General features: G+C 69.3%; 10 protein-coding genes. All 10 read right to left on the bottom strand.

Going from position 1 to position 12,977, the window contains the following annotated elements; translation table 11 throughout:
- Nucleotides 1-7: 7 nt before the first annotated feature.
- Entirely contained in the window at nucleotides 8-964 is a 957-nt protein-coding gene (locus J3P44_RS15920; protein WP_255891411.1) for a TIGR03885 family FMN-dependent LLM class oxidoreductase, read from the bottom strand.
- Nucleotides 965-982: 18 nt separating this feature from the next.
- A complete protein-coding gene (locus J3P44_RS15915) occupies nucleotides 983-2,386 on the bottom strand; it encodes a replication-associated recombination protein A (protein WP_372496588.1) in 1,404 nt (467 codons plus the stop codon).
- Between the two features lie 35 nt (nucleotides 2,387-2,421).
- Entirely contained in the window at nucleotides 2,422-3,528 is a 1,107-nt protein-coding gene (locus J3P44_RS15910) for an ABC transporter ATP-binding protein (RefSeq protein WP_372496611.1), read from the bottom strand.
- A 221-nt stretch (nucleotides 3,529-3,749) separates the two neighbouring features.
- On the bottom strand, nucleotides 3,750-4,838 hold the full coding sequence (locus J3P44_RS15905) for an ABC transporter ATP-binding protein (RefSeq protein WP_255891632.1): 1,089 nt from the start codon (nucleotides 4,836-4,838) through the stop codon (nucleotides 3,750-3,752).
- 11 nt (nucleotides 4,839-4,849) lie between these two features.
- Nucleotides 4,850-5,860 (bottom strand): ABC transporter permease, encoded by a 1,011-nt coding sequence (locus J3P44_RS15900; protein WP_255891409.1) that lies wholly within the window; start codon nucleotides 5,858-5,860, stop codon nucleotides 4,850-4,852.
- 163 nt (nucleotides 5,861-6,023) lie between these two features.
- Nucleotides 6,024-7,796 carry an ABC transporter substrate-binding protein gene (locus tag J3P44_RS15895; protein WP_255891408.1) on the bottom strand — a complete coding sequence of 591 codons (1,773 nt, stop codon included), beginning with the start codon at nucleotides 7,794-7,796 and terminating at the stop codon, nucleotides 6,024-6,026.
- A 67-nt stretch (nucleotides 7,797-7,863) separates the two neighbouring features.
- Nucleotides 7,864-8,856 (bottom strand): ABC transporter permease, encoded by a 993-nt coding sequence (locus tag J3P44_RS15890; RefSeq protein WP_255891407.1) that lies wholly within the window; start codon nucleotides 8,854-8,856, stop codon nucleotides 7,864-7,866.
- A gap of 203 nt (nucleotides 8,857-9,059) precedes the next feature.
- Entirely contained in the window at nucleotides 9,060-10,865 is a 1,806-nt protein-coding gene (gene aspS, locus J3P44_RS15885; protein ID WP_255891406.1) for an aspartate--tRNA ligase, read from the bottom strand.
- A complete protein-coding gene (gene hisS, locus J3P44_RS15880) occupies nucleotides 10,862-12,262 on the bottom strand; it encodes a histidine--tRNA ligase (RefSeq protein WP_255891405.1) in 1,401 nt (466 codons plus the stop codon). Before hisS ends, aspS begins: the two co-directional genes overlap by 4 nt.
- Complete coding sequence (locus tag J3P44_RS15875) at nucleotides 12,259-12,945, bottom strand: MBL fold metallo-hydrolase (RefSeq protein WP_255891404.1); 687 nt, start codon at nucleotides 12,943-12,945, stop codon at nucleotides 12,259-12,261. Before J3P44_RS15875 ends, hisS begins: the two co-directional genes overlap by 4 nt.
- Nucleotides 12,946-12,977 lie beyond the last annotated feature (32 nt).

The following is a 12,977-nucleotide window of genomic DNA, read 5'->3' as shown; positions in this document are numbered from 1 at the left end:
GTGCGCGTCAGCCCCGGAGCGCGGGCAGGACCTCGGAGCCGAAGGTGTCGATGAACGCTGCCTGCTCCTGCCCGACGAAGTGAAGGTAGACGTCGTCGAAGCCGACAGCCGCGAGCTCCGCGATCCGGTCCCGGTGCCACGACAGGTCGTGGGAGACCTCCACCGAGCGGCGTACGCCCTCGATGTCGACGTGCTCGGCCATCACGTCGAAGGCCTCGGCGGTCTCGGTGTCCCAGCACACGGGCTCCGGGAAGACGTTGGTGCGCCACTGGTCGAGCGCGACCGCCTCCGCCTCCTCGCGAGTCGGTGCCCACGACAGGTGGACCTGCAGCGCCATGGGACCGCGACCACCGGCGTCGCGGTAGGCGGACACCACGTCGCGCAGCACGTCGACCGGCTGGTTCATGGTCACCAGGCCGTCGGCCCAGGCGGCCACGCGCCCGGCCGACGCGACGGACACCGCGGGGCCGAGCAGGCGCGGCGGGACCTCGGGCCGGTCCCACAGTCGGGCCCGGTCGACCGTGACCAGACCCTCGTGTGTGACCTCCTCCCCGTCGAGGAGGCGCCGGATGACGTCGACGCACTCCTCGAGGCGACGGGTCCGCTGCTCCTTCGGGGGCCAGCGATCCCCGGTGATGTGCTCGTTGCTCGCCTCGCCGCTGCCCAACGCGGTCCAGAACCGGCCCGGGAACATCTCGGCCAGGGTCGCGATCTTCTGCGCCACCACCGCCGGGTGGTAGCGCTGGCCGGGCGCGCAGACACACCCGAGCTCCAGGTCCGTCCGCGCCAGGGCGGCTCCCAGCCACGCCCAGGTGTAGCCGGAGTGGCCCTGCCGGGTGCCCCACGGCGAGAAGTGGTCGGAGCACATGGCCATCTCGAAGCCGGCCCGCTCCGCGTGCTCGACGTCGGTCAGGAGCCGGGAGGGTGCGATCTGCTCGTGGGACGCGTGGAAACCGAGGCGCATCCCGTCACCGTAGACCGCTCAGCGGCCGCGCACGATGCGCCGGATCCGCTCCCACCGCTCCTTGACCGCCGCCTCGGCGCCCAGCGACGTGGGGCGGTAGTAGGTCGCATCGATGAGCTCGTCCGGGGCGTACTGCTGCTCGGCGATGCCGTAGGGCTCGTCGTGGCTGTAGACGTAGGGCTTGGGTGCGCCCGCACTGTGCCCCAGCTTGGCCGCGCCGGCGTAGTGCCCGTCGCGCAGGTGCGGGGGCACCGCACCGATCTTCCCGGCCCGTACGTCGGCCTGGGCCGCGTCGATCGCCATGATCACCGCGTTGGACTTCGGCGCCACCGCGAGGGCGATCGTGGCCTGCGCGAGGTTGAGGCGCGCCTCCGGCATCCCGATCAGCTGCACCGCCTGGGCGGCGGCCACGGCCGTCGTCAGCGCAGTCGGGTCGGCCAGGCCGATGTCCTCGCTGGCGCTGATGACCAGGCGGCGGGCGATGAAGCGGGGGTCCTCGCCGGCCTCGACCATCCGGGCGAGGTAGTGCAGCGCGGCGTCCGCGTCGGAGCCGCGGATCGACTTGATGAAGGCGCTGATGACGTCGTAGTGCTGGTCCCCCTGGCGGTCGTAGCGGACCGCCGCCTGGTCCACGGCCGTCTCCGCGGTGGCGAGGTCGATGACCAGCGTCTCGTCGCCCGACCCGGTGGCGGCGGCCCCGGCTGCCCCGGCGGCCGCCTCGAGGTAGGTGAGCGCCCGGCGCGCGTCGCCCCCGGCAAGGCGTACGAGGTGGGCGCGGGCGTCGTCGTCGAGCTCCGCGCGACCGGCCAGCCCGCGCTCGTCGGTCAGCGCCTGGTCGATCACCTCCGCCACGTCCTCGTCGGTCAGGGACTGCAGGCGCAGCAGCAGGCTGCGGGACAGGAGAGGGCTGATGACCGAGAAGAACGGGTTCTCGGTGGTGGCGGCGATGAGGGTGACCCAGCGGTTCTCGACACCGGGCAGCAGCGCATCCTGCTGCGCCTTGGTGAAGCGGTGCACCTCGTCCACGAAGAGCACCGTCTCCTGCCCACCGCGTGCCAGCTCGGCCCGGGCGGCATCGATGGCGGCGCGAACCTCCTTGACCCCCGCGGCGACCGCTGAGACCTCGACGAAGCGCCGCCTCGTCTGCTGGCTGACGATCGCGGCGATCGTCGTCTTGCCGGTGCCGGGCGGTCCCCAGAGCAGCAGCGACATCGACTGGTCGCCCTCGATCAGGCGGCGCAGCGGCGAGCCGACGGCGCGCAGCTGCTGCTGACCGACCAGCTCGTCGATCGTGCGGGGCCGCATCCGGACCGCCAGGGGCGCCGACGCGTGCGTGTTGGCGCCGAGGGATCCGGCACCGGGGTCTGGCGTGGTTCCGGGCGCGGGTCGCCCCGCGCCCGGAACCTCGAACAAGCCGTCCACGTCGGTGAGTATCCCCCGGCGTCGCCGGGCCTGGCTCAGGCCCCCGTGGTCTGCTTGGTCTTGAGGTCGTACCAGGTCTTCTCGTAGCCCGGGATCGTGAGCTGCGTGTTGGTCGGCGTGGCGCCGGGGACCGGGCTGCCCTGGTCGTCGACGCCGAGCAGCTGCGTCGTCACGGGGGTGGCGGGGTGGGCGCCCAGCTCGCCGGCGAAGTGGCACGCGGCCTTGTGACGCTTGCCGATCTGCAGCAGCGGCGGCTCGACCTTGGCGCAGATCTCCTGGGCGAACTGGCAGCGCGTGCGGAACCGGCACCCCGAGGGCGGGTTGATCGGGCTGGGCACGTCGCCCTCGAGCCGGATGCGCTCACGACGCCCGCCGACCGCCGCCTGCTTCACGTCGGGCACGGCCGACAGCAGCGCCTGCGTGTAGGGGTGGTGGGGGTGGTTGTAGATGGTGTCGCGGTCACCGATCTCCACGATCTTGCCGAGGTACATCACGGCGATCTCGGGGCAGAAGTGGCGCACGATGGCCAGGTCGTGGGCGATGAAGAGGAACGCCACCTCGAACTCGGCCTGGATGTCCTGGAGCAGGTTGATGACCTGGGCCTGGATCGAGACGTCGAGGGCCGAGACGGGCTCGTCGGCCACGAGCAGCTTGGGGTTGAGCGTGAGGGCACGGGCGATGCCGATGCGCTGGCGCTGGCCGCCGGAGAACTCGTTGGGGTAGCGGTTGTAGTGCTCCGGGTTGAGACCCACGACCTCGAGCAGCTCCTGGACCCGCGGGAGCACCTTGTTCTTGGGGACGATCTTGTGAACCTCCAGAGGAGCTCCGACGATCGTGCCGACGGTGTGGCGCGGGTTCAGCGAGGTGTAGGGGTCCTGGAAGATCATCTGCACGTCGCGGCGCAGCGGCTTCATCTCGCTGTTGGACAGCTTGGCGAGGTCCTGGTCGGCGAACATCATGGACCCGCCGGTCGGCTTGTAGAGCCGGGTGATGAGACGTCCCGTGGTCGACTTGCCACAGCCCGACTCGCCCACGAGCCCGATCGATCCACCCTTCGGCACCTCGAACGAGATGCCGTCGACGGCCTGCACGTGACCGATGGTGCGGCGCACGACCCCCGACGACTTCACGGGGAAGTACATCTTGAGGTTGTCGACGGTGAGGACGGCCGGGGCGTCCGGGTCGAGCTCGCTCGCGGCGTGGCCGTGCTCGGCGACAGCGGCGAAGTCGAGGTTGTCGATGCCGACCTCGTGGGTGCCGTACGCATCGCTGGCCTCGGCGGTCAGCTGGCGCTCCCCCGCCTCGGCGGCGTTGGCGCCCACTTCGGTGGGCTGGACCTGGGTTTCGGCGTTGGGGTCCTGCGTCATCGGGTCTCCTCGACCAGGTCGGGGGCGATCTCGGGCAGCACCTCGGTGCGGTAGACCTTGAGGGGGTCCGCGAGGTGGCAGCGCTTGAGGTGAGCGGGACCGGAGGTGGCCGGCAGCAGCTCGGGAAGCGTGGTGCGGCACAGGTCGCCGGGGACCTTGTCCGAGTGCACGCACCGCGGGTGGAAGGGACATCCCGTCGGTGGCCTCAGCAGGCTGGGCGGGTTGCCGGGGATCGGGATCAGTCGGGCGTCGGTCGAGGCGGTCACGTCGGGGACGCTCGAGAGCAGGCCCCACGTGTAGGGCATCTCCGGCGCGACGAGGATCTCCTTGGTCGATCCGTACTCCACGCAGCGTCCGGCGTACATCACGAGGACGTCGTCGGCCATCTCGGCGATGACGCCGAGGTCGTGGGTGATGATGATGACGGCCGAGTTGAACTCGCGCTGCAGGTCCTGGAGCAGGTCGAGGATCTGCGCCTGGACCGTCACGTCGAGGGCGGTCGTCGGCTCGTCCGCGATGAGCAGGGACGGGTCGTTGATCAGGCCCATCGCGATCATGGCGCGCTGCCGCATGCCGCCGGAGAACTGGTGCGGGAAGTCGTCGACCCGCCGGTCGGGCTGGGGAATGCCGACCCGGTCGAGCATCTCGATGGCCTTGCGGCGCGCGTCGCGCTTGGACGCGCTGGAGTGGTGGACGAGGTAGGCCTCCTCGAGCTGCGCCCCGATCTTGTAGAAGGGGTGCAGCGCCGCCAGGGCGTCCTGGAAGATCATCGCCATCGAGTTGCCGCGAAGGGCGCGCATGCGCGACTCGCCCAGGCCGACGACCTCGGTGCCGCCGACGCGGATCGAGCCGGAGATCCGTGCGGACTTGGCGTCGTGCAGGCCCATCACGGCCATGCTGGAGACGGACTTGCCCGATCCGGACTCACCGACGATGCCGAGCGTCTTGCCCTTCTCCACCGAGTAGGAGAGGCCGCTCACCGCGGTGATCGGACCGTCCTCGGTCGGGAAGGTGACCTTGAGGTCCTCCACCTGGAGGAAAGGGCCCTCGACCTCCGAGGTCTCCGCCGCGGAGGACTGGGTCATGGGAATGCTGGTCACGAAAGCCTCACCCTCGGGTCGAGAATGCTGTAGACGATGTCCACCAGCAGGTTGGCGGTGATCAGGACGACGGCGCTGAACAGTGCGGTCGCCATCACCACGGGAAGGTCCTTGCCGTAGACGGCCTCGAGGCTCCACCAGCCGATGCCCTGGATCTCGAAGATCCGCTCCGTGAAGATGGTGCCGGCCAGCAGCGTGCCGAAGTCGATGCCGAAGATGGTGACGACCGGCACCAGGGCCGCCCGCAGGCCGTGCTTGTAGACGATCGTCCGGGCGGGCAGGCCCTTGGACTTGGCCGTGCGGATGTAGTCCTCACTCAGCGCCTCGACCATGGCCCCGCGCGTGAAACGGGTGTACTGGGTGCAGCCGAAGATGCCGAGCGCCACCCAGGCCAGGAGCAGCCCGCTGAACCACTTCCATGGTCCTTCGCTGATCGGTGAGAAGTAGCCCGTGTCGCTGAACAGCGGGATCTCGAACGTGATCGTCAGGTAGAGCCAGGTGAGCAGCGCGAAGAGGTAGTAGGGGATCGAGCTGATGAACAGGAAGCTCGAGACGAGGGCCTTGTCGGCCACGGAGCCGCGTCGTCGCGCCGCCGCGACGCCGATCGGCACACCGAAGAGGAGGTAGAGGAACGCGCCGCCGATGGCGATGGAGAAGGTCGCGGGCATCCGCGAGATCAGCTCCTCCTTCACCGGCTGCTTGGTGCGGAAGCTGACGCCGAGGCACGGTGCGGTGCACTCGTACTCGCTGGAGGCGATGGTGAGCGTACGGTCGATGAAGATGCCCTTGACGAACTTCCCGTACTCCTCGTAGACGGGGTTGTCGTAGCCCAGCGTCTTCTCGTAGACAGCCAGCTTGGCCTGGGTGCACCGGTTGCTGGTCTCGCGGTCACAGATCGGCTGCGCGGGACTCGAGGGGCCGTACCAGAACAGCAGGAAGATCGCCATCGAGACCAAGGTCACGACGAGGACTCCCGAGATCAGCCGCTTCACGACATACGCGAACATCGCAGGTCACTCTCCGGGGGTGGTGGATGAGTCGGAGCCCTGAGGCTGACAGCCTACTCGGCTCCGGGCTGGCGAGTGGGGGCTCCCGGTCGGGAGCCCCCACCCGTCAGTGGTTGCTACTGGGTACTACGTGATGCTCTCAAGTGGAACGAGGGCACCAGGATCACTGCATGACGTACAGGTCCTTGTAGTTCGGCGCACCGATCGAACCGTCGCCGGTCGGGTTGCCGATCTTCTCGCCGAAGACGAACAGGTCGTTGCGGAACGCGGTCGGGATGATCGGGAAGTACTCCGTCATGATCCTCTCGTCCAGCGCCCCCCAGGCGTCAGCCTGCTCCTCGATCGGCATCGTGGCGATGGCGTCCATCTCCTCGTTGACCGACGCCTCGTCGAAGAAGGCGGTGTTGTAGACAGCTTCACCCTTCAGCAGCGGCGGCAGCATGGTCGAACCCGACGGCCAGTCCGAGCACCAGTTGACGCCACGGAGGTTGAGGGTCTTGTTGACCTTGTTGTCGGGGTCGAGCCAGATGTTGTAGGGCGACTCCTGGACCGGGATGGCCTTGACCGAGAAGCCGCTGGCCTCGAAGCCCTTGGTGATCTGGTCCTGTGCGTCCTTGGCCAGGGGGTCGACCTCGTAGTAGACCATGGTGATCTCGTAGGGCTTGTCACCGTAGCCGGCCTCGGCCAGGAGCTCCTTGGCCTTCTCGGGGTCGTACTTGATCTGCTCCCCGTCGACCTGGAACTCCTTCTTGCCGGCCATGCCGGGAGGCATGACCGAGTTGGCGTAGGTGCGGGTCACACCCGGGACCTCGCCGCCGGAGATCCAGACGTCCTCGTAGGGGTAGGCGTAGGCGAGGGCCTTGCGGACCTCGATCTCCTTGATCTTGTTGTAGTCGGGCGTCAGCGTCGAGACACACTGCGACGTCTGCTGCACGAGGCGCTCGCCGAGCTGGCTGTTGGCGTCGTTGTAGTTGCCCGAACCGAGCGCGGTGGAGACGGCGGTCTGGCTGTCGGAGTTGCCCGACAGCATGATCTCGTCGACCTTGGCCTGGTCCTGGTTGAACTTGAAGACCCACTCGTCGGCGTACTGGTGACGGCCCGGGTCGGAGTCACCGGACCACTGGTCGTTCTTGACCAGGACCAGCTCCTCGTTGGGCTTGTAGCTCTCGACCTTGTAGGGGCCGTTGGCCAGCGGCTTCTGGCCGTAGTTCGGCGGCTTGGAGGCGTTGCCCAGCGGAGCCGGGCCCATCGCCATGAAGGCGCCCCAGTAGTCCATGTCCGGGAACGGGGTGGACATCGTGATGGTGATGTCCTGGCCCTCGACCGAGATGCCGTCCCAGGCCTCGCACTTGGGGTCCTTGCCGGTGTAGGGGCCCTCGTAGTCCTCGGCACCTTCGAAGTAGTGCTTGGAGTACTCGGTGCCGGGACCGGACGGGAACGCCTCGGAGTCGAGCGAGCGGCAGATGCCGAACGCGACCTCTTCGGCGGTGACGGGCTGGCCGTCCTCCCACGTGGCGTCGTCACGGATGGTGAAGGTCCACTCCGTGAAGTCCTCGTTGGGCGTGCCCAGGTCGGTGGCGAGGTCGGGGACCAGCACCGGCTGGCCCTCCTCGTCACGGATGTACTGCGTCAGCGAGCGGCTCGTGAGCGCCTGCTGGATGGAGTTGCCCGTGACGGACCATCCACCCGTTGGGTCGAGCGTGTCGGGACCGGGGTCGCCCGGCAGGTAGACCGTGATGGTCCCACCGGCGGCCGCGCCCTCGACCTCAGGAGCGGGGCCCTGACGCTCCGCGTCCTTGGTGCCACCCTCCTGTCCACCGAACTCTCTCTCCTCGCCCCCGCCGGTTTCGCCGTCGTCCGACGACCCGCCGCCACAGGCAGCGAGGGTCAGAAGAGCGGCACCAGCGACGAGCGCGAGCGGCTTGTTCCGCTTCATGCTGTCCAGCCTTTCCTTTTTGTTCTCACCGAGGACGGCGTCTCCGGTGACGTGCACAAGTCTCGACTCAGCGTCGGGTCTTGGGGTCGAGGGCATCGCGGATTGCGTCGCCCAAGAGGTTGAGGGAGAGCACCAGCGCGACGACCCCGAGCATCGGCTGCCAGAGGTACTGCGGGTACTCACGGAAGAAGAGGGGGGTCGCGGCGTCGAGGATCATCTGGCCCCACGACACGCCGTCGGTGACCCCGATGCCGAGGAACGCCAGGCCCGCCTCGAGGGCCACGAAGGCCGGCAGCATCAGGGAGACGCTGATGATGATCGGCGCGGCCAGGTTGGGGAGCAGCTCCTTGAACAGGATGCGCGAGGTGGGCATGCCGATCACCCGCGCGGCCTGGACGAACTCACGTTCACGCAGCGACATCACCTCGCCGCGGATCAGGCGCGCGGTGCCCATCCAGCCGAAGAGCGACAGGATCACGATGAGACTGACCTTCTGGATCGTCCCGTAGTTGTCGGAGGTGTTGAACCGCTCGTTGAGGATCGGCGCCATGGTCAGCGCGGCCAGCAGGAACGGGACGGTGAGGAACATGTCGATGAAGAACGACAGCACCTTGTCGACGGTGCCGGCGAGGAAGCCGCTCAGCAGGCCGACCACGACCCCCACCAGCGAGGCGACGATCGCCGCCGTGGTGGCGATCATCAGCGAGGCCCGGCACCCGTGGAGCCAGTAGGCGAGGTTGTCCTGACCCGTGCGGGGAGCCACGCCCATCGGGTGGTCCCACGTGAAGGGCCCGTCAGGCGGCCCCATCGCCGGCTTGGGGAGGCCGCTGTTGAGGCCGTCGACCCGCTCGCTCGCCAGCGGAGTGTCGAGCGAGACCCCGAACAGGCTGCAGATCGGCCCCGCGAAGACCGCACAGATGATGAAGAACAGCACGAACAACGCACAGACGACGGCGATCTTGTCGCGGGCCAGACGACCCAGCGCGATCCGCATCGGCGACTTGCCGGCGATCTCCTTGGCCTGCTGGCTGTTGGGATCCAGCTCCGGCTCGTCAGTCAACGAGCCCAGCGTCTCCGGTCCTGCGGTTCCAGCCGACATACTCTCCCCATCTGGTTCGGGAACATCCCGGCACAGTCCGGGGGTCCCCCGGAGCCTGCGCCGAAACGGGACTCTATGTGACCCGTACCGCATGGACGATCACTGACGGGTAACGATCTCGTCACGACGGCGTTCGCTCAGCGGACTGTCAAACCTCCGGCGGATCACTCTGCGGGCGAGACGTCCTTCGCCGCGACGGCGTCGACACCGGCTTCCTTGCGCTGCTGGGGGGTGATGGGCGCGGGCGCCGAAGTGAGCGGATCGAAGCCCCCTCCGGACTTCGGAAACGCGATCACGTCGCGGATCGAGTCGGTCCCGGCGAGCAGCGCGACGATGCGGTCCATGCCCACGGCGATGCCCCCGTGCGGGGGCGCGCCGAACTTGAAGGCATCGAGCAGGAAGCCGAACTTCTCCTGAGCCTCCGCCTCGTCGATGCCCATCACCGAGAAGACGCGCCTCTGGACGTCGCCGCGGTGGATACGGATGGACCCGCCACCGAGCTCGTTGCCGTTGCAGACGATGTCGTAGGCGTAGGCCAACGCGCTGCCGGGGTCGGTGTCGAAGGTGTCGATGAACTCCGGCTTGGGGCTGGTGAAGGCGTGGTGCACGGCCGTCCACGCGCCGGCACCCACGGCGACGTCGCCCCCGGCGACCGCGTCGGAGCTCGGCTCGAACAGCGGCGCGTCGACCACCCAGGTGAAGGCGAACGTCGAGTCGTCGAGCATGCCTCCGCGGCGGCCGATCTCCAGCCGGGCGGCGCCGAGGAGTGCCCGGCTGCTCTTGGCCGGTCCTGCGGCGAAGAAGATGCAGTCGCCCGGCCGCGCTCCGACGTGGGCGGCCAGACCGTCCCGCTCCGCGTCGGTGAGGTTCTTCGCGACCGGCCCGCCCAGCTCGCCGTCGTCAGCGACGGTGACGTAGGCCAGGCCCTTGGCGCCACGCTGCTTGGCCCAGTCCTGCCACGCGTCGAACTGGCGGCGCGGCTGGCTGCCGCCACCGGGCATGACCACGGCACCCACGTAGGGGGCCTGGAACACCCGGAAGGAGGTCTCCTTGAAGTAGTCGGTGCACTCCACCAGCTCGAGACCCATCCGCAGGTCGGGCTTGTCGGAGCCGAAGCGCGCCATCGCGTCGGCGTACGTCATCCGCGGCAGCGGCCGCTCGATGGTGTGACCGGCCTCGGCCCACATGGCCTCGAGGACGTCCTCCATGAGGGTGATGACGTCCTCCTGGTCCACGAAGCTCATCTCGATGTCGAGCTGGGTGAACTCGGGCTGGCGGTCGGCGCGGAAGTCCTCGTCGCGGTAGCACCGCGCGATCTGGTAGTAGCGCTCCATGCCACCGACCATCAGCAGCTGCTTGAACAGCTGCGGGCTCTGCGGCAGGGCGTACCAGCTCCCCGGCGCGAGCCGCGCCGGCACCAGGAAGTCGCGAGCGCCCTCCGGGGTCGAGCGGGTCAGGGTGGGCGTCTCGACCTCGACGAAGTCACGCTCGTCGAGCACGTCGCGGGCCGCCTTGTTGATCCTGCTGCGCAAGCGCAGCGCGGCGTTGGGACCGGAGCGGCGCAGGTCGAGGTAGCGGTGCTTGAGCCGCGCCTCCTCCCCCACCTCGCCGCCCTTGTGGCCGGACGCGTCGTCGACCGGGAACGGCAGTGGGTCGGCGGTGGAGAGCACCTCGACGCCGGCCTCGCCGGGCAGGGCGACGACCTCGATCTCGCCGGTCGCCAGGTTGGGGTTCTCGTTGCCGGCCTTGCGGGCCACGACCTCGCCGGTGACCTTCAGGCAGTACTCGCTGCGCAGGCTGTGGGCCACCGCCTCGTCACGCACGACCACCTGCACGACCCCGCTGGCCTCGCGGAGGTCCAGGAACGCGACGCCGCCGTGATCACGCCGCCGCGCCACCCACCCGGCGAGGGTGACGGTCTGGCCGACGTGCTCGGTGCGCAGGGCGCCGGCGTCATGGGTGCGGATCACTGGTTCTCCTCGGTGGTGCTGGTGTGGGTGCTGGGCATGGGGATCGTGGTGACGATGCCGGGCCGGAGGTCGGCCTCGGGCGGGGTCCAGGTGGCTGGGTCCGCGTCGACCTGCTCGCCGGTGCGGATGTCCTTGACCTGGTGCCGGACCTCGTCCGGACCGTCGGCCTGGACGAACCAGACGTACGGGATCGCGCGGCGGTCGGCGAAGCGGATCTGCTTGCCGAACTTGGCCGGCGTGGGGGCGACCTCGCACGCGATGTCGCGCTCGCGCAGGCCTTGCGCGACCGCGGCGCTCGCGGCGCGGTCCTCCTCGGCGTTGAGCGCGACGAGCACGGCGCTCGGCACCGGCCGGCTGCCGGAGAGCACGCCGTCGGCGATCAGCGGGATCAGTGTGCGGGAGACGCCGAACGAGACGCCGACCCCGGGATAGGTCGTCCGGCCGTCGCTGGCCAGTGCGTCGTAGCGACCCCCACCGCCGACGGACTTCAGGTGCTCGTAGCCCTCCATGAAGACCTCGACCACGGTGCCGGTGTAGTAGTCGAGACCGCGGGCGATGCGCAGGTTGGCCTCCACGCCGACGCGGTCGCCGGCGACGGCGCTGCAGGCCTCGACCACCTCCGCGAGCTCCGCGAGGCCCTCGTCGAGGAGGTCGTCAGCGACACCGAGCGCGCGGACCCGCTCGACGAAGGACGTGTCCTCGACCCGGATCGTGGCCAGCTCGAGGCAGCGCTGCGCCTGCTCCGGCGTCGTGCCGACACGTTCGACGAGCATCGCCGCCACCTCGTCGGCGGGCAGCTTGTCGAGCTTGTCGATCACCCGGATCGCATCGGTGACGTCGTCGATGCCGAGGCCGCGGTAGAAGCCCTGGATGAGCTTGCGGTTGTTGAACTGGAACGACACGCGCGGGATGGGCAGCCGGCCGAGCGCGTCGACCATCACCGACATCACCTCGACGTCGTGGTGGAACGGCAGCTCGTCACGCCCGACGATGTCGACGTCGGCCTGGGTGAACTGCCGGTAGCGGCCCTCCTGCGGCCGCTCCCCCCGCCAGGCCGGCTGGATCTGGAAGCGGCGGAAGGGGAACTCCAGGTGGCCGGCGTGCTCGAGCACGTAGCGGGCGAAGGGGACGGTGAGGTCGAAGTGCAGGCCGAGCTCGGCCGTCGGCGCCGGGCCACCCCCGTGGCGTTCGGCCTGGAGCCGCTGGAGGACGTAGATCTCCTTGTCGACCTCGCCGCCCTTGGCCAGGCGGTCGATCGGCTCGACGACGCGCGTCTCGATGTTGGCGAAGCCGTGCAGCTCGAAGGTGCGCGACAGCGACGCGATGACGTCGCGCTCGACGGTGCGCTGCGCAGGCAGCAGCTCGGGGAACCCGCTCAGCGGGCTGATCTTGCTCATGAAAGGTCCTGGCCCAGGTCTTGGAGGTAGGGGTTGGTGGCGCGCTCGCGCCCGATCGAGGTCTGCTCGCCGTGGCCGGGCAGGACGACGATGTCGTCGGCCAGCGGCAGCACCTTGTCGCTCAGGCTGCGGAGCATCGTGGCGTGGTCGCCGCCTGGGAGGTCGGTGCGTCCGATGGAGCCTGCGAACAGCAGGTCACCGGAGAACATCACCTCGGAGACGTCCTGCTGGGCGTACGGCGAGCGGAAGGTCACCGAGCCCTGGGTGTGCCCCGGAGTGTGGTCGACGACGAACCTCAGGCCGGCGAGCTCCAGCTCGGCCAGGTCGGACAGCTCGCGTACGTCGTCGGGCTCGGCCCATGCGTAGCTGCCGCCGAGCAGCATCTGGGTCGTCTCGCGGCTCATCCCGGACATCGGGTCGGTGAGCAGGTGTCGGTCGCTGGGGTGGATCCAGGCCGTCGCGTCGTAGGTCCCCGCGACCGGGGCCACGCACCACATGTGGTCGACGTGCCCGTGCGTCACCAGCACGCTGACCGGCTTGAGGCGGTGCTCGCGCACGACCTGGTCGACGCCTGCCGCGGCGTCCTTGCCCGGATCGATCACCACGCACTCCGCACCGGGTCCCGTCGCCACGACATAGCAGTTGGTCCCCCAGGGTCCGGCGGGGAAGCCAGCGATGAACACAGGCGTCAGTCCTTGCTTGTCGTGCGGCTCGT

The sequence above is a fragment of the Nocardioides astragali genome, from assembly GCF_024436375.1.
GTDB lineage: Bacteria > Actinomycetota > Actinomycetes > Propionibacteriales > Nocardioidaceae > Nocardioides > Nocardioides astragali.
This window is presented reverse-complemented; position numbering and strand designations above follow the sequence as displayed.